This window comes from Exiguobacterium sp. EF_C8 (assembly GCF_054956715.1).
This window is the reverse complement of the sequence record NZ_CM143264.1, coordinates 1672183-1689354: the sequence shown is the minus strand read 5'-3', so window position 1 is coordinate 1689354 and position 17172 is coordinate 1672183. Positions and strand designations below refer to the sequence as shown.

The 17172-nt window shown below is 46.7% G+C and carries 23 protein-coding genes; 12 read left to right on the top strand and 11 right to left on the bottom strand.

All coding sequences use genetic code 11. The features are described 5' to 3' along the window. Positions 1-16: 16 nt before the first annotated feature. Together ACY2IG_RS09080 and ACY2IG_RS09075 are read left to right on the top strand one after the other, a co-directional pair. Positions 17-553, top strand: coding sequence for a PadR family transcriptional regulator (locus ACY2IG_RS09080; RefSeq protein WP_029341807.1), 537 nt, complete (start codon positions 17-19; stop codon positions 551-553). Between the two features lies 1 nt (position 554). Continuing rightward, positions 555-1019, top strand: coding sequence for a DUF4188 domain-containing protein (locus ACY2IG_RS09075; RefSeq protein ID WP_064299802.1), 465 nt, complete (start codon positions 555-557; stop codon positions 1017-1019). A 35-nt stretch (positions 1020-1054) separates the two neighbouring features. Here ACY2IG_RS09075 and ACY2IG_RS09070 read toward each other — a convergent pair whose 3' ends face one another. Then, positions 1055-1213, bottom strand: coding sequence for a DUF1272 domain-containing protein (locus ACY2IG_RS09070; RefSeq protein ID WP_215147551.1), 159 nt, complete (start codon positions 1211-1213; stop codon positions 1055-1057). Between the two features lie 136 nt (positions 1214-1349). Here ACY2IG_RS09070 and ACY2IG_RS09065 point away from each other — a divergent pair, with 136 nt between their 5' ends. From ACY2IG_RS09065 to ACY2IG_RS09040, 6 genes are all read left to right on the top strand, one after another. After that, positions 1350-1775: an Lrp/AsnC family transcriptional regulator gene (locus ACY2IG_RS09065; protein ID WP_064299803.1), complete on the top strand. Its 426-nt coding sequence runs from the start codon at positions 1350-1352 to the stop codon at positions 1773-1775. After that, positions 1772-2530 carry an aminoglycoside phosphotransferase family protein gene (locus ACY2IG_RS09060; protein WP_329468439.1) on the top strand — a complete coding sequence of 253 codons (759 nt, stop codon included), beginning with the start codon at positions 1772-1774 and terminating at the stop codon, positions 2528-2530. The genes ACY2IG_RS09065 and ACY2IG_RS09060 overlap by 4 nt, the downstream gene beginning before the upstream one ends. Positions 2531-2555: 25 nt before the next feature. Continuing rightward, positions 2556-3179, top strand: a complete 624-nt coding sequence (locus ACY2IG_RS09055) for a Type 1 glutamine amidotransferase-like domain-containing protein (protein WP_329468437.1) — start codon at positions 2556-2558, stop codon at positions 3177-3179. A gap of 136 nt (positions 3180-3315) precedes the next feature. Beyond that, complete coding sequence (locus ACY2IG_RS09050) at positions 3316-3750, top strand: MarR family winged helix-turn-helix transcriptional regulator (protein WP_329468436.1); 435 nt, start codon at positions 3316-3318, stop codon at positions 3748-3750. Between the two features lie 58 nt (positions 3751-3808). Continuing rightward, positions 3809-4792, top strand: coding sequence for a ring-cleaving dioxygenase (locus tag ACY2IG_RS09045; RefSeq protein ID WP_035397186.1), 984 nt, complete (start codon positions 3809-3811; stop codon positions 4790-4792). A 54-nt stretch (positions 4793-4846) separates the two neighbouring features. Then, complete coding sequence (locus ACY2IG_RS09040) at positions 4847-5389, top strand: NADPH-dependent FMN reductase (RefSeq protein WP_329468432.1); 543 nt, start codon at positions 4847-4849, stop codon at positions 5387-5389. 58 nt (positions 5390-5447) lie between these two features. Here ACY2IG_RS09040 and ACY2IG_RS09035 read toward each other — a convergent pair whose 3' ends face one another. From ACY2IG_RS09035 to ACY2IG_RS09025, 3 genes are all read right to left on the bottom strand, one after another. Further along, complete coding sequence (locus ACY2IG_RS09035) at positions 5448-5657, bottom strand: hypothetical protein (protein WP_029341800.1); 210 nt, start codon at positions 5655-5657, stop codon at positions 5448-5450. 75 nt (positions 5658-5732) lie between these two features. Continuing rightward, positions 5733-5903 (bottom strand): hypothetical protein, encoded by a 171-nt coding sequence (locus ACY2IG_RS09030; protein ID WP_023468416.1) that lies wholly within the window; start codon positions 5901-5903, stop codon positions 5733-5735. 12 nt (positions 5904-5915) lie between these two features. Further along, on the bottom strand, positions 5916-6260 hold the full coding sequence (locus ACY2IG_RS09025) for a DUF2200 domain-containing protein (protein WP_329468422.1): 345 nt from the start codon (positions 6258-6260) through the stop codon (positions 5916-5918). Positions 6261-6363: 103 nt separating this feature from the next. Here ACY2IG_RS09025 and ACY2IG_RS09020 point away from each other — a divergent pair, with 103 nt between their 5' ends. Further along, complete coding sequence (locus tag ACY2IG_RS09020) at positions 6364-7044, top strand: hypothetical protein (protein ID WP_462617770.1); 681 nt, start codon at positions 6364-6366, stop codon at positions 7042-7044. Here ACY2IG_RS09020 and ACY2IG_RS09015 read toward each other — a convergent pair whose 3' ends face one another. Then, positions 7045-8073, bottom strand: coding sequence for an ABC transporter permease (locus ACY2IG_RS09015; protein ID WP_035407779.1), 1029 nt, complete (start codon positions 8071-8073; stop codon positions 7045-7047). Next, positions 8073-8789: an ABC transporter ATP-binding protein gene (locus tag ACY2IG_RS09010; RefSeq protein ID WP_462617769.1), complete on the bottom strand. Its 717-nt coding sequence runs from the start codon at positions 8787-8789 to the stop codon at positions 8073-8075. The genes ACY2IG_RS09015 and ACY2IG_RS09010 overlap by 1 nt, the downstream gene beginning before the upstream one ends. A 153-nt stretch (positions 8790-8942) precedes the next feature. On the opposite strand from ACY2IG_RS09010, the gene ACY2IG_RS09005 reads away from it, so the two are divergent. Further along, on the top strand, positions 8943-9530 hold the full coding sequence (locus ACY2IG_RS09005) for a TetR/AcrR family transcriptional regulator (protein WP_035407786.1): 588 nt from the start codon (positions 8943-8945) through the stop codon (positions 9528-9530). Beyond that, positions 9527-10057: a nucleotidyltransferase domain-containing protein gene (locus ACY2IG_RS09000; protein WP_462617768.1), complete on the top strand. Its 531-nt coding sequence runs from the start codon at positions 9527-9529 to the stop codon at positions 10055-10057. Before ACY2IG_RS09005 ends, ACY2IG_RS09000 begins: the two co-directional genes overlap by 4 nt. On the opposite strand, the gene ACY2IG_RS08995 is transcribed toward ACY2IG_RS09000, so the two are convergent. Together ACY2IG_RS08995 and ACY2IG_RS08990 are read right to left on the bottom strand one after the other, a co-directional pair. After that, a complete protein-coding gene (locus ACY2IG_RS08995) occupies positions 10038-11312 on the bottom strand; it encodes a hypothetical protein (protein ID WP_462617767.1) in 1275 nt (424 codons plus the stop codon). The genes ACY2IG_RS09000 and ACY2IG_RS08995 overlap by 20 nt on opposite strands. A gap of 30 nt (positions 11313-11342) precedes the next feature. Continuing rightward, positions 11343-12599, bottom strand: coding sequence for a hypothetical protein (locus ACY2IG_RS08990; RefSeq protein WP_462617766.1), 1257 nt, complete (start codon positions 12597-12599; stop codon positions 11343-11345). A 265-nt stretch (positions 12600-12864) separates the two neighbouring features. On the opposite strand from ACY2IG_RS08990, the gene ACY2IG_RS08985 reads away from it, so the two are divergent. Continuing rightward, positions 12865-12987 (top strand): hypothetical protein, encoded by a 123-nt coding sequence (locus tag ACY2IG_RS08985; RefSeq protein WP_255359375.1) that lies wholly within the window; start codon positions 12865-12867, stop codon positions 12985-12987. Positions 12988-13189: 202 nt separating this feature from the next. On the opposite strand, the gene ACY2IG_RS08980 is transcribed toward ACY2IG_RS08985, so the two are convergent. Genes ACY2IG_RS08980 through ACY2IG_RS08970 form a run of 3 tightly spaced genes read right to left on the bottom strand, consistent with a single transcriptional unit; the run spans position 13190 to position 17161 of the window. After that, positions 13190-13717, bottom strand: a complete 528-nt coding sequence (locus ACY2IG_RS08980) for an HAD-IIIA family hydrolase (RefSeq protein ID WP_462617765.1) — start codon at positions 13715-13717, stop codon at positions 13190-13192. 17 nt (positions 13718-13734) lie between these two features. Then, positions 13735-16371, bottom strand: coding sequence for an ABC transporter permease (locus ACY2IG_RS08975; RefSeq protein WP_462617764.1), 2637 nt, complete (start codon positions 16369-16371; stop codon positions 13735-13737). 19 nt (positions 16372-16390) lie between these two features. Next, complete coding sequence (locus tag ACY2IG_RS08970; protein WP_462617763.1) at positions 16391-17161, bottom strand: hypothetical protein; 771 nt, start codon at positions 17159-17161, stop codon at positions 16391-16393. Between the last annotated feature and the right edge of the window lie 11 nt (positions 17162-17172).

The window sequence follows — 17172 nt, the reverse complement described above, 5'->3', positions numbered from 1 at the left end:
GATATAGGAGGGACCGATGCCAAAAGAAAATATGACCCGTTATGCGATTCTCGGACTTCTTGCAAGCGGATGTACGTCTGGTTATGAGATGAAACACACGATCGATACGAGCTTGAATCACTTTTGGAAAATCAGCTTCGGACAAGTCTATCCGACGCTGAAACGGTTAGAGGCGGAAGGATTGATCGTTGAAGAGGTCACGGATGGGGAACGGAAACAATTCGCTCTGACGAAAAACGGGCATGCGGAGCTCGAGCGGTGGGTCGCTGAACCGTCCGTCGAATTGCCCGTGCAACGGAACGACCTGTTGTTGAAGCTGTACTTCGCTCGACATGCTTCAAAAGAGGTCACCTTGCAGAAAATTCAGGAGCACGCGCGATTGCTCGAAGAACGGCTTGAGACGTATCAAGCGATCGATGCGATGATTCGTTCTTATCCTGACTCGAATGATGCCGTCTATTGGTTATTGACGCTTGATTATGGCATTCGGAAGACACGGGCGTTACTCGACTGGTGCGACGCTTCCCTTGAGACCCTTGAAGGAGGAAATTGACATGAAACGGATCATTGCGACTCCGAACAAAGACGTCGTCGTGTTCATCATCGGTTTACGGATCAATCGCCTACGTTCTGTCCGGCAGTGGTTACCGACGGTCCAAGCGATGGGACCGATGCTACAAGAGTGTTATGAAAACGATGTCGGTCTGATTTCGCATGAGTCACTTGTCGGTTGGCGTTCCGTGACGTTGATTCAGTATTGGCGTTCGACGGAAGAATTGATGGCATATGCCCATGGTTCCCGTCATTTGACGGCGTGGAAACGATTCAATCAGAAGGCACGGACATCAGAAGCGGTCGGGATCTTCCATGAGACGTTCGAAGTCAGCAATTATGAGTCGATGTATGTCAATCTTCCAACCCGAGGTCTAGCGAAAGCACTCGGGGAGTCGGCGATTAAGCCGCATCAAGAAAAAGCAAAAGAGCGCTTAGCCGAGCGACAATCACAAGAGACGATCTAAATAGACAAAAGACGGGTGCCGAGGCATCCGTCTTTTTATGTCGCGACTGGCGTGACGGGTTCGAGCATCTCCCCGCAGTTTTGGCAAATATGATCGAGCGCTTTCGTACACGGTTCGCAAAACGTACAAGCGTGCGAGCACTGATAGACCGTCGTTTCAATCGTTTCTTGACACCGGACACAGGTTGATTCCATATGTATCACCTCCTGTAATTAGTATAAGAAAAGCATTTTGATGAGCACAGTAGGAGAACATAGGGAAAGGCTATATTTTCCTTTGATTCCATGTTAATTTGAAGAAAGTGGTTTTAATTCGAAAGGGAGATGAAAAATGGATCAAATTGATCAACAGATTGTCCGGATTCTGCAAGATGATGCCCGGATTCCATGGTCGGAACTCGGACGACAGATCGGGTTATCGGCACCTGCCGTCATCGAACGGGTCCGAAAAATGGAGGACGCGGGAATCATCGAAGGATTCCGCGCTGTCATAAATCCGGAAGCACTCGCGCAAGGGTTACTCGCGGTCGTCATGTTCGAAGAGACACGCTGCGCAGGCTTGATTGAATTTTGTAAAGGACATCCAGAAGTCGTCGAGTGTCATCGCCTGACCGGTAGCTATAACTTCATGGTCAAGTTGCAAACGGCGTCCGTTACAACGCTGGAACGTTTTCTTGATGACGCATCGGTCTACGGCAAACCGTCGACCTGGATTCGACTGTCGACGCCAGTGCCGTTCACGGGATATACGGTATGACGGAAGCAACCCGTGTACGGATCGAACAACTGACGGGGGATATCGGGCACGTCGAAAAGCTTTTTGAGCAAGGGGGAACTTCGATTGTGTACCGGATTGAAGCAAAGAAAGGGAGTTACTTACTAAAGACTGCTACGGAAGCGAGATACCAAGGATGGCTCGCAGAAGAAGCAATTGTCTTAGAAGAATGGATGCAACGAGAACCAGGGTTCCTACCTGAGTACGTTAGTTTTTTTAAGACGGAACAGCAAAGCCATCTCTTGATGCAGTGGCGAGACGGGATGACGTTGACGACAGCCTTAAGACAGGCGACAAGCGAGCAACGGATTCAGCTGTGGCAAGCGTTCGGAACGTATCTTTTCCAGTTTCATCAACGCACGACAGGGGGAACGTCACAGGAGTGGTTAACGGAACGACTTATGACAGCGGAACGTTATGTCGCATCTGCTTGGACGTCCGGCACGATGGATTTACTGAAACAACTAAAGTCCTCCTGTCCGGAGCCGATAACTGCCAGTTGGATTCATGGCGACTGTACGACAGACAATCTGTTGGTTGCGACGGACGGAAAGCTCTCGTTCATTGATGTCGGAGCGATGAGACCGGGCGATCGGCGGTATGATATCGCTCTCGCCATCAGTCCAATCATCAATGATCCGCGAGCCCTCGATGCCTTTTATGAAGGCTATCGATTTGAGCGACTAACTACACGAGAATTTGATTATTACGAACACGGACTGTATTCCTTTTTCTAAAAAGCCGATGCAAAGGAGAAAAAAGATGAACCTCATGCTAATCGGAGGCGGTCAACTGGTTGCTCCGTCTCACCAATTCATCAATCGGTATGTCGTTCAACTGACGAAACACGCGCCACATATCGTCTTCCTGCCGACGGCAAGTCGAGATGAATCGTTATACCAATACCAATTTCGAGATACATATGAAGCACTTGGAGCGATCGTCTCGGTCGTCACGCTATTTGACGACGAACTATCCATGGCGACGCAACGACGATTAATAGAACGTGCCGACATTCTTTATGTCGGCGGTGGCAATTACCCGTTACTCGTTCAGACGCTTGCTCTAAAAGGCATGGATCTATTGCTTGAACAAGCCGTTAAGCGTGGAACATGGTACGTCGGTGTCAGTGCTGGAGCGATCTATGCGATGGAATACGGGATCCGTACGAGTGAGGACGGAACAGACTATTGCCTGGATACGGGAGAGGGCTGGCTGAGCGGTTGTCTCTGTCCACACTTGAACCAGGAAAAACGGGCAACCCGTTTTCAGGAACACCTGCCTCAAATGGATCATGCCATCGGATTACCTGATGATACGGCGTATATTCTTTCTGGGACAGATCACTATCGATTAGGAGAAGGGCACGTGCTTTGTTTTAAATGATGATAAACGCTTCGAACATCTAAAGTGTTTATCATCATTTAAAGTGATTCAAAACAGTTGACGAACAAAAATCGGGATGGTATATTTATCTCGAATTAAAGATATATGAATTGAAGATACAAAAGAGGTGAACGAAATGACACGACCGAATCCGAACATGAAAGCATTGACGGTCATGGTGCGCGCAGTCGATGCGTTACATGAAGTCATCAAGAAGGATGTTGCGCAATGGGGGTTGAACCCAACGGATTTTTCGGTTCTTGAGTTGCTGTTTCACAGGGGCAGGCAACCGATTCAATTGATTGGGAAAAAAGTCTTGATCACGAGCAGTAGCATCACCTATGTCATCGATAAGCTCGAAAAGAAAAATTACGTTGTCCGAAAAGCATGTCCAGAGGATCGGCGTGTGACATTTGCGGAACTGACCTCTGAAGGACACCAACTGATGGAAGCTATTTTTCCGAAGCACGAGCAAGCGATTAATCAAGTATTTCAAGGAATAGCCCCGTCAGACCTCGAAGCATTCATCGAGACAGCCAAAACGATCGGCTATCAAGCAAAAAAACAATAAAATTTTTTAGACTGATATCTCGAATTCGAGATAATAACCATTAAAGGAGCGATTTTTCATGAATGAACTAAAAGGAATCCACCACGTGACGGCGATTACGAGCAGTGCCGAAAAAAACTATGACTTCTTTACGAACGTCCTAGGGATGCGATTGGTCAAGAAGACCGTCAATCAGGATGACATCCAGACGTATCACTTATTCTTCGCCGATGATAAAGGATCTGCCGGCACGGATATGACATTCTTTGATTTCCCTGGTATCCAAAAGGGATCACACGGAACGAATGAAATCTTCAAGACAGCGTTCCGTGTCCCAACGGATGCGGCACTCGAATACTGGATCAAACGCTTTGACAAATATGACGTCAAGCACCGTGGTATCAAAGAACAATTCGGCAAGCAGACGCTCTCGTTCGTCGATTTCGATGAGCAACAATATATGTTGATTTCTGACGAGCATAATCAAGGTGTCGCTTCCGGCACACCGTGGCAAAATGGTCCGGTACCCCTCGAGTTCGCGATCACGGGACTCGGTCCAATTCACATCCGGATCGCGGAATTCGACAATTTAAAAGCGGTACTCGAACAAGCGATGTTGATGCGCGAAGTCGATCAAGCTGGTTCCCTGCACTTGTTCGAGATGGGCGAAGGAGGAAACGGCGCACAAGTCATCGTTGAGCACAACGTCGTTCTACCAAGCGGACGTCAAGGATTCGGAACGGTGCACCACGTCGCTTTCCGCGTTGAAGATACGGCTGCCTTACAGGAATGGATCGAGCGGATGCAACAGCTGCGCTTCAACACGTCCGGTTACGTCGATCGCTTCTTCTTCGAGTCCCTCTATGCCCGTGTCGCGCGCGGTGTCTTGTTCGAATGGGCAACGGATGGTCCTGGTTTCATGGGTGATGAGCCATACGAAACGGTCGGGGAGAAATTATCATTACCACCATTCCTCGAGCCACAACGGGCACAGATTGAACAAATGGTCCGTCCGATCGATACGGTCCGGAGTACGCGCAAGATCGAAAAAGAATACCTTTAAGAGAACATTACGATAATGTAACTAACCGCATCTAAACAAGAGGAGGTAATGAAAATGGAGAAATTAAACATTGGTATCGTCTTAGGATCCACACGTGAAGGACGTCTCAGCCCACAAGTCGGAAAATGGGTCAAACAACTGGCTGATCAACGGGATGATGCGAACTATACGATTCTTGATATCGCCGACTACAAATTACCGCTCCTTGGTGAAAAGGATGGGGATGCGTCGGGTGCTGCTGCTTGGTCGAAGGATGTCGCAGCACAAGACGGCTTCGTCTTCATCGTCCAGGAATACAACCATTCGATTGCAGCGTCACTCAAGAACGCGCTCGATTATCTACGTGTCGAATGGAACAACAAAGCGGCAGGGATCGTCTCTTATGGTTCTGTCGGTGGGGCACGGGCAGCCGAACATTTGCGCGGCATCTTAGGTGAGTTATTGATCGCCGACGTCCGGGTGCATCCAGCGTTATCCTTGTTCACTGATTTCGAGAATGGATCGGTCTTAAAAGCGGCAGCCGTTCAAGAAACATCGGTCAACCAGATGCTCGATCAAGTCATTCCGTGGGCAACGGCATTAAAAACGATTCGCTAATTCGTGATTGATCAGAAACCCCCTCATTTCGCTGAAATGAGGGGGTTTTCTATCGTTGTCATGTACAACACGACGTGACGCGGCGCAGATCCTTTTCTTGAATGTAAAGCGTGTGTTGGCGGACTTTATAAGGAATGTCAGCCGCTTGAAGACGTTCGAGATAGTGACCCGTCGGAGCGACCGTCCATTTCACATATGTTGTTGCGGCATTCGGTGAAGCAAGACAGATGAGTAGCAAAAGCGGAAGGATCCATTTTCGAATCTTCAATCGTATACCTCCTTCATTATTTCAAATACTGTATTAATGATTTTATTGTTTAAATCAAAAACTAAAAATCACGACTCACGTCAACAAAAAATAACTGACCATCAAGCCGACCAACAGACCACTAAAAGCAAGTCGATAGACGGGTGAACGATGGGTTCCTTTATTTCGTTTGACTTGATAGACGATGAAATAGGTCACACTGGTCACCATGACGAGGATCGCCAGTGTACTGAGTAAAGTAGACATCAGCATTCCTCCTTATCGTAAGATTTTAGCTAACGCTTTTCCTTTCGCCAACTCATCGACGAGTTTGTCGAGAATCCGGATGTTACGAATGTGCGGATCCGTTAGATTTTCCACACGAATCCCGCAGATGACGCCAGTGACTAAAAAGCGGCGTTCGTTCAGGGCGGGTGCGTGCTCGAAAAAAGCTGCGACGTTTTGGGTTTGTATGGCTTGTTCAAGAGTTGGTTTCGTGTGTCCGGTCAACCAGAACAGCACGTCATCGAGTTCCTCTTGTGTCCGTTGCTTACGCTCGACTTTTTGACGGTATAGCTGATACAGCTTCTGCATCGGCATTTGAAATACTTTTTCGTAACTCATCTGAATTGCCACCTTTCATGGTAACATATGGGAAAAGCTCTTGTGTCACGGATTTCAATTCGGTTTGGAGGTGCAGGATGAAATGAGATATCGAATCATTAGGATGACTTTTTTGACGTGCCTAGTCCTATTTTTAGGCGTCATGGGTGTAAAACTATCGTATCAAGCATTGATCGATCCACCGATTGATCAATCGACAGGAAACTGGGTATATATTCCGGGCAAGATCTTACCGACTAAAAAAGTCATCTATGTGAAAGAAGAGCACATCATCAAACAACCGGATTCTTCAAAAATTGGGCACGAAAGATATCGGAAGGAACCTAAAAAGAAAAAACCGATTGAGCTTGGGAAAGGTTTCTTGACAGATGCGATCAATCAAATCGCACGTATGACTCCTTGGATGGTCGCTCTAGTCATCATCTACCTGTATCGTCGACAACGATTCAACCGTATGCAGTGGTCATTCCCATCAAGTCATCAACCGAAACGAAACGCTCTATCGCTTCCGCTAACGCCTGAAGTCCAGTCCTCATCTAAAGACAGTATTCTTGATTCAAAAATTCGTGAAGCGGTGCGCGCGTTCAATCGATCACTTGCTCCAGTGCAACAACGGCGGACATATGAGACGCTGACGGAGTGGTTTACACGCTTAGAGGTCACGGTCCCGCATGAGATCTATCAACTCGTTCGATATGCCGACGTGGCAGAGCAGACACTCGATCCCTCTCGAAGGACTGTTTTTCTTGAACAGCTTAAGCAAAATCAGACACGGCTTGTGTAATCAGCCGTGTCTTTTTTGGTGTCCGCGATACTTATTAAGAGCAAGCATGTTCAACAGGAACAAGGCTGCTCCATAAAGGAATAGTCCGAGCCAGTACGGCCAGATACTGGACCACCCATTGCCGTAGACGAGCACCTCTTTGATCGCACTCGCTCCGTAGAAAATTGGGGTGATATATCCGATGTTACCGAGTCCGTACGGGATTAGATCGAGCGGAATCAAACCCGAGAAGAAGATTTGTGGAATGATCGTAAAGGGAATCAACTGGACGACCTGCAGCTCAGACTGGGCAAAGATCGAAATCGTTGCCCCGAACAAGACCGCGACGACGGCAAGTCCAAGCATCGTCAGGAAGACCCAGATGATCGAACCTTCAGACGGTAAGTCAAGAACGGTCGTCGCGTACAGGACGACAAGAATCGCCTGGATCGAGGCGAAGACGCTATAACCGAGCGTATAGCCGAAGATGACGTCGGTTTGGCGAATCGGTGTCATCATCAACCGCTCGAGCGTGCCGCCACTGCGTTCCTTGACGAGTGCCATTGCTGACAAGATAAAGACGAAGAAGAATGAGAACAGCGATAAAAAGACGAAGCCAAGCGCATCAAAGGTCGATTGATCAACATCTCCGTACAGATAGTTCGTCTCGAGTTGCATCGTCGGTTGCAGTGACGCAAGTCCAGCTTGAATCTCGCGTAGTGCTTTGGAACTTTTCGTCGAAGGTTCGCGGAGGTTCAACGCTAGCTGACTGTCTTCCATGTCTAAGACGACGTCGACCGTTTCATGATCTTTGAGATAGGCGTCCGCATCACTGCCGTTATACGTTTTAAGCGACAGATCCTGTTTTTCGATCGCTTGTGAGACTGGAGTCGGTACATCTTGACTGATGGCGACGACAGGTGTGTAGTCATCGTTTCCAAGTAGGAAATAGATTAAGGTGAAGATTAACAATGGAGCAAGCAAAATCAGTCCGACGCTTCGTTTATCGTTCAACGTTTGACGGATGACCCGCCGTGCGAGTTGCCACATCACGTCACGCCCTTTCCGGCGAGCAGGAATAGTTCTTCAACTTTTCCGTTTTCCGTCTGTGCGAGCAAACGGTCGAGCGGATCGTAGGCGATGATTCGACCGTTATAGATCAATGCTGCCCGGTCACATTCATTGATTTCGTCCATGACATGGGTCGAGACGACAATCGTCGTACCTTTCGCACGAATCGCTTGGAATTGATTCCAAATCTGTCGGCGTAACACGGGATCAATCCCGACGGTCGGCTCATCCAGAAATAGAATACTTGGACGATGTAGGATTGAGATGGCAAGGGACAATCGTTTCTTCATCCCACCGGAATAATGACGGACGAGCTTTTTTTGATCATTCGTCAAATCGACGAGCGTCAACACTTCTTCGATTCGTTTTGCTAAGTTCTGACGAGACATGTTGTATAAGGAACCGAAAAACTGTAGGTTCGCAAGACCAGATAAATCCTCGTACAAAGCATCGTTTTGTGGCATGAAACCGATCTCTGATAACATCTTAAAGTTCGGCATCAAGGTGTTACCGACTTGAATCGTCCCAGCATCTGCTTGAATCGCGCCGATCATCAAGCGAATCAACGTCGTCTTACCGGAACCTGACGGACCAAGCAAGCCACAAATCTCACCAGACGGAATCAAAAGATCAATTTTTTGGAGGACGTCCTGTTGATGAAACGATTTCGATACACCGTGTAGTTGTAAATCCATCGTATTCTCCCCTTTTTATAAAATAATTATTGAACAACGTGTTGATTAATTTCATTATAAAAGGGAGAGAAACTGGGAGCAATGACCAATTGAAGTCCATCTGTTGCTTAAGCGACATATCCTGACAAACTGTTGAAGAAAGAGGCGATTTCGATGAAAAAACAGGATTTACGCATCATTCGAACCGACCGCAGAATACGCGAGACGTTCCTTCAGCTGATCGACGAAGTCGGCTTTGACGCCGTGACAATCAAGTTATTGACGGATCGCGCTGAAGTCAATCGCGGGACATTCTATCATCATTACGCCGATAAATACGAATTGCTCGAACGGATGACGAATGAAATCTTTGAAAAGATCGAAGCGACATTCGAACGGGAGATTCCCTTTGTCCTAATCAACAAAACGGAGGACTCTCCGTACCGGCGAATCATTCCGTTTTTGATCTTTCTCTATGAGAATCGGACGCTGATGCGAATCTTGCTCAGTCCGACGAGTGACGGGATGTTTCGGAAGCGCGTCCGTGATTACATGCAACAGATTCTTTTTTCAGGGTTACACGAACAGGGGGAACGACTCGTTCCAGAAGACTATCTCATCGCCTATCTTTCTGCTGCCCATCTCGGTGTCATTGAATCGTGGTTGAGTCATCCGAATGAGACGACCCCGGAAGAGATTGCCCGGATCATCTTTACGATTTCGATGGAAGGACCGTTTCGAGCGGCAGGGTTCCGGCGATGAACTTACAGGAAGTATTAGCCTATATCGTCAAGGCATTACAACAAGAGCAAATTCGCTTCGGCATCGGTGGTTCATTGCTGCTAGCACATCATGGACTGCCTGTCACTCCGCGCGACATCGATCTCGTCGTCGCGTCAGCGGACGCCGAACGGGCAGTCCTATTGTTATCTGAGATGGGAACTGTCGTTGAACAAGACGAGACGTCACTCTATGCAACGGAAGTATTCCAAGAATTTATGATCGAAGGAATCGATCTTGATCTGATGAGCGGACTTCAGGTTCGTCATGACGAGGGCGTGTTCGTCTATCCGTTTGATGAACAATCGATCGATTCAGCTGGACGTCCGTTCATGGCACTCGTCGATTGGTACGTCATCTATCAACTGATTCCAGGGCGGGAACAAAAGGTCACGATGATTGAAGACGTATTTACAAAACGGGAAGTGGACCGTAAGCGTCTCGAACAGCTGAGAAGCCTCGTTCTTCCGCAAGTAGTAAAGAAGCGAATCAATCAGTGGCTGAAATGACATACAGGTCGTCGAGTAAGACGACCTCATTTGTTGCCGGTAAATAAGCGTGGTTCGAGTCAAGCAAACCACAGAGAACATAGTGGTCAAGTGCCCGCTCGAAGACATAATACGGTTTCAATGTCAGGTAAGGCATGAGTGCGTGACGTATGACTTCTTCGGGAACGCTATTTGGCAATCCTTGTGTCGAATCATGAAAGAGGTCAATAAATGCTTCGTTATCAACGATTAGGCTGACTTCAAAAGTATCTTCCATCAGAAGAATCGTCAAACGACGTTTGTAAGCGAGATTTATGTCGTCACGAGTCCGGCGTACTACTACGTTAATGAATGGAAAATCCCGATGGATTTCTTGAATCGTCCACGCTCCGGACTCCTCAGGATATTCCGCAGCGATGAGATCTACAGCAATCGACTGACATGTTTCCAGCATCCCGTCAGTCAACGGTCGGTAATCCGGATGTGGCGTTTGAGCTTCGGCATCGAGTGCCGTGACGGTGTCTCGCCGCTTAATCAATTTGCGCGTATAGGAGAACGTGGACGGTTTGTCCCATGTCACGATCTCGTTCATGGCAACGGACGAAGTTTCGGGATTACTTAGAGGATACGTGCGCAAGCCGTCTTGAGAAACAAAGATTTCTTCAATTGCATGCGCTTGTATTGGTTGTTGCTCACCAGGTAGTAAACAGAACCGTATCTGTTCTGAAATGATCGGTGTGATTTGTACAGGTGACAATGTGAACGGTTCAGTCGGATACTTGTTACTCAGCGCGGGGGTTCCATAGATACTGAAAGAATCGAGCGCTCCTTCATTCGTTAGCTCAAGCGATATGAACAGACCAGGGGAGAGGCGAATTCCGTGATGACAGCTGACATACTGATACAGGGAATCTTGATGCGTAAGGAACATGAACTGCTTCTCGAACGTCATTCCTAATTCTTGCTCAAGCCAAGCAATCCGTATGTCTGGATCATGTAAATCCTCTGGAAGAGAATGAATCGTGACAGCGCCATGTACATGAATCGAAGTTGTTCGTTTTGTAGCCGTATCGACTTGAATCTCTATCGTACAGTCTGGATAACTCTCGTCTTCAGACAAAGGACCGTGATTGATGGGGAACCAACATGTCTCAAGCGAATATTGCGTTTCACCACGAATTTTTTCACGGCGATAGAAGGTTTCATGTAAGACATAATCGTTCAGTTGATATTTGTCTTGGATATGGGAGATTAAATCTTTCGTTAATGGATGCAACTCGTTCACTCCTTTATATCTAACTTCACTTTATAGATCACGTATTAAAACGACCTCATTTGTTGCTGGTAAGTAGGCATGGTTCGAGTCAAGCAAACCACAAAGAACGTATTGACCTTTTGAGATATCGAACACATAACGCGGCGTGAGCAAAAGGTACGGACGTAATGCATTGAAAATGACATCTTGCTGATCATCCTCGAGCTCTGGTGCAGTAACAGATGCGAACACGGTATGGAGTTCCTGATCGTCGGTCAAGCTAATCCAGTCAAGCGTCTTTTCATCAAGGAGAATCGTGACGCGTCTTTGCTGATCAACACAGGACGTCGGATTCGCGCGAGATAATTTGACAGCAAGGTAAGGGTGTTGCCGGTAGATATGACGAATCATCCATTGTCCGGATTCACTAGGGTAAACGTTTTGGACGATTTCTTGAATCGCGTTTCGACAGGCGTTCACCGTCTCTTGCTGGATCGGACGAAAATCAGGATGTTCGGTCTGCATGATCACATCCTCTGCTGTCACACTTGCTGCTGATTGGAAAGGATGGCGTTTGAGAATTGAAGTTGACGGATTTGCCCACGTTAAGATGTCATTTCGATCGAGTGATGACGTGAAATCCAGTTTACTAGGCAAAAGGATAGATCCTTCTTGCGTCACGATCGTCTCGACGACAGTATGCGCGTATTGATGTCCTGGTTTTGTATAGGAGAACCGCTTTATTTGTTGTTTAGCTAGCGAGTCGATGTCCTCGAGCGTTAAAGCGAAAGGTTCCTGTTTCACATGATGATCACTCGGATGAGGGCCGTATAGGAACAACTCATCGAGTTGACCATTTTCCGTTAACGTTAAGTGAATGAAACAACCGGGAGATAGCCGAATCCCTTCGTGACAACTCACATAACTGAAAAAAGTGTCGTTTTCTTCTTTGAGCATGAAATGCGTACCATGGATCATATCGGTCTCTGATTCGATCCATGTCATCCGAGTGGTTGGATCACGTAAATCGTCAGGCACGGAATGAATCGAGTTCGGACCGTGTAAGGATAACGTCGTCGTTCGTTTCGTGACAGGGTCAATTGTAATCTGCACGGTTCCTTCAGGAAGCATCGTGCCATCCTCTTCCTCGATGACCGATGCACCTCGCGGAATCCAAAACGTCTCAAACGAGTAGACGGTTTGATCGTTCATTTTGTCTCGAGCGTAAGATGAATCATAGAGAATGTAATCATTTAACTGATACTTCTCGATAATGAATTCGACTAATTGGTTAGTTAAGATATGCACTACGTTCACACCTTTCGATAACGATTGGCTGATTTGTAATAATGATTTGTTAAAAATAGGTGTACAAAATTAGTTGATTGTTTAAGGAAAAGAGAAGACTTTTGATGGTTACGTTCTCTTTCTCATACGTTCAGTGTAACGTGAAGTATTGGAAAAAGAATGTGAATTGAAATTTATTACATAATTGTAAGGCGTCGAACGAGGTTTAATGTATTATTCTAGAAAAGTAACTAGAAGTAGTATTAAGCTGTAGGAGGAAACAAAAGTGTCAGATTTTAATCTAGCTATGAACGTGTTATTCGGAAGTGTCCATATCATCCTCATGGCGATGGCTGTTCCATCGATCATCTACGCGCTTTATCTATTACGAAAAATCGCTAATAAATGATTGCAGGGATTTATTGGTAATAAAAAGAAGATAGTTAAAGTACCTACTCATTATTTAAAGGAGGCGATAACATGTCATTTTGGACATGGTTTGCAATCTTATTTGTGTTAGCGGTTAGTGTCTACGCATCTTCTCAACCAAAACGTTCGAAGAAATAACAAAGGCGCGACTTCCATTGTGGAAGACGCGCCTTTTCGTTTGTTCAGTTTTGCGTATCGAGCCAAGCAATCGCGTCAGTTAAGTCGTCGGCAATATAGTCGACGTTTGCTTGTTCCACGCGATCAGCGTAATCACGAATGGAGCTCTCTCCGGCACCGGTTCGGACTAAGATTTTGATACACCCGGCGTGCGCAGCTGCCACCATATCGCTCCACCGGTCCCCGATGACGACACATTGATCGAGTCGGAGATCGTGTTTTGCCTGTGCTTGCCATAATAATTCAGGTGATGGTTTGCGACAAGTGCAACAATCTTCCGCGGCATGCGGACAAATCAGCGTATCATCAAAGCCGAAGTTCTGTAATTCTGTTCGAAAATCCTCTTCACGCGCCAATCCTTTTGAGATACCAGGTTGATTCGTAAACGCAATCAGTAAAATCCCTTGATTGCGTAAGCATTCGATTAGCGAAGAAACGTATGGAAATAACGCAAACGTTCCAGGGTAGTGGACGGTAGCATCTCCACCAATCGTTCCGTCCCGGTCAAGAAATATTGCCTGAATAGAATTCATGTGTACAACTCCTTTGATTACGAAGCATCTTTCAGTTCTTGATACGGTTGAACACGTGCTGCCAGTTGTGCTGGGATGAAGGCGGCGATGACACCGAACAAAATCGGTAAGGCGAGCGATACACCAATCAACAACGGTTCATTCCATGGAACAAGATCGTATAGAACGTAAATCGTCGTGTAGGCGACAATCAGTCCAAGTACTCCAGAAATCAGGCCGACGAGGAAGCCTTCGAGGACAATCAACTGTCGGATTGCGCCGTTCGTCCAGCCGAGTGCTTTTAAGACGGCGAGTGAGGCGCGGCGATCTGTGACGTTTTGCCACATAATTTCACCCGTCGTCAAAATAGCGATTGTGATCGCAACACCCATCGTCACGTAATGCATCGGACCGACTTGTAAGGCAACGAACTGACCAAGCCAAGACGTGTAAAGCACTCCTTGTAAATGGAACGTCACGAATAAGAAGAATGTCAGCAGTGCTGTTGGTAGAGCGATTGAGAGAACGGACAAACTATTACGCTTCCATTTCCCAATCAGTTCCTTTAGTGCAAGTGTCATCGTCGAACGAAGCTTCAGTCCGACGCGAGCAGCTTTCGCGTATTCGCCGGTCTTGATCGCTTCGTACGGTGAGATGCGGCGAATCGTCCACGCCGACCAAGCGGCACCAGCGAGGTAGATGACAAGACTGAATAGCGCGATCCAGAGGAGGCTCCAGCCGTTCATCGCTTCATTACGGACATATGAGAAGATGCCTTCGACAATCAAGGCGACCGTCGAGACGAATCCAGCGAGAATCGCCGCCTCGATCAAAACGATTTTGTAGAGATCCTTCGTCCGCCATCCGAGTGCGAGTAAAACAGCGAATTCTTTCCGACGCGCTAACATCGAGACATAGCTCGTCGCGAGGACATAGACGATCGCGACCGCGAGCATTGCGAAGATGACTCCTGAAAAACCGACACTCGTCTCGCGGAAAATCGTCATCGCGGCACCGATGTGGATCCACGGTTGTTCGATCCAGCCAAGCGTCTTACCGTCATCGACAACCTTCGTGACGACGGGTTGAGGAGAGGAACCCTTAGTAATTGTGACCATTAATCCAGTTTTCTGTTCGATTTGCTTTTTCACGTCTTGGAGTAGTTGCTCCGATGCTTCACTGACGGTCGAAGCGCCTTTGATTTTAAGGCGAATCGAAGAAATGGCTTGTTCACCATTGACTGCTCGCGCGCTGTCAATCGTCGTCAGGATGTTTGGAGAACTCGTCAACAGTCCGACGGGATTACCAGACGTATCAATCGATTTCGCTGGGTTGACAGGTTCCCCCTTCGCATCTAAAACAAGATCGGCAGACGAAGGACGATAAGTTTCCATTGGTAACTCGTTCAGCGGGTCTTTTGAGACCTTGATGTTTTTCGGATCGTACAGACCAACGACTTTAAATTGTAAAAATGGAAAGCGGACATTAGATGAGCCTTGTTCTGGTTTTTTAACCTTTTGTCCCATCGATGTGAGGGAGCGAAATCCTTTATCTGAAATAAGTTCCTTCTCAACACCGATTCCTGAAATTCGTGTCGACGTCGCGGATACTTCGAAAGCGTTGCTCCATCGGCTTGTAAATGGACTAAGCGTTGATTGGAATTGAAGAGGGCCAGATTGATAAACCAATTGTCCTCCTTCTGCATATTCAGAATCCGTTTGTAAGCTGTTCGTTTTTTCAACCATCGTTCGCAGATAGGTTTCTTCTACTTTAGCGGTTGGGATGGAAAGGTGTTGAATACTCTTAGCGGGATAAGAGGCAAGAGGAGAATTGATAATAGACCGTTTTGGTTGTGTTTTGATGACCTTATCAATTAGTTTTTGCTGGTCTTGTTCGGTTTGATAAGGAGCATCGAGACGTTCGATATCATAGTCATAACTTCCCTTATTAAAAGAGTTCGGATTCACTAAGATCGGGATGATATTTTGATTATTAGCCGCGTCTGACTCATGGTGATCAGTCGAATTGAAGTATCGGGATTTGTTCGTCGTACGTACACTCTTGTCCAGACCGACCAACCGTGCTTCTTCTTTTGGATCAATACCGACGATCAGGACTGGATTTCTAGCGACAGCCGTTGAAAAACCATCAATTTGTTCAGAAATGAATGAAGCGTTCTCAGGAACTTGAACTTTTGTTCCTTGAGCAAGATGAAGCACAGTTTTTGATTGTTGCTCTTTCTTGAAGCCGTTTTGAATATAAGTGGTTTCTGTAAAACGATAGATTCCCGGTGTGGAAGGAATTTTAATCGCTTTTTCAAAGGAAACGTTAGACATGACATACCCCATGACAGCGACCGGAGCTGCAATTTCAATGTCGTTCATTTTCTTGATGGTTTCGTATTGTTTAAACGAAATCCCACCATTGATCCCATTGAGATAATTCGGTTCGAGTAAATTATTTGATTCCGTCGACATCTGGCTGCCTTTTGGTCGCACAACGATATCATAAGCAGACGACCATTTCTTTTGTAACGTCTGTTCGACCGTTCCTTGACTGGAGTCGGTCAAGTTGAACATTAAACTGAGCCCGGCACTGATGATCAGGGCACCGACGAGCGTCAGGGTGAATTTCCCGCGCTGCCGAAGCCATTGATTGATGACGAAGCGTAACATATGTAGTCTCCTTTGTAGTTTAGTGGGAGAGCTTTGTCTTTAAATAGTGCGCAAGATCTTGTTCGAAATGATGAATCGCTTGTGCATCGAGTGCTTCTACTTCTGCTTGCGCCGCGTAGCGGGTGACGAAATAAGGTGAGAGTGGCGTCACCAGGTGAATGCGATCTGTCCAGTCTGTCAACGATTCATGGCTTCGCCGCTTGAGGGCGCGTGGTAAGCGTTGATTAAAATCAAATAGCATCAGGCGTAGTGATTGTTCTGGCGGAGTGAGTACCGACTGAAGATTTGTTTGCCGAATGGACGTTTCAGACGATGCTTGGATCCAGCGGGTTGATTCACTTTCAAATTCTCGTGGTAGTGATGAACGTCGCCGACGATGAAAAATCCGGTATCCTACGAAAGCAACCAGTACAAGTACAGCGGTGAAGAATATCATTTTGTTAGAGGAGGATGTGCTTTCTATAACATTCATAATCGAAAATGGAGGAAGGTCCTTTACTTTTCGATCGCGTGATGTGCCACCCGTACTTTTATTTTGATCATCGGACTCACCTAAATCGATGCCGTCTTCTCTCTCATCGATTTTGTCATCGAAATTACAACTATTTTTTGTGAAGAATAAATTGGATAAGTCGTTATGATTACATCCCCTCACGATCGTCGTCTCTTGTTCCGAGAAGTCCGCATTCCGAAACGCTTCATACGCAGACTGCGTCGATACGGACAACAATAGAAAAACGACAATAGAGCCAATGAAACTCGCAATCAGTTTGCTTCGAAACGTTTGCATCGCAGACACCT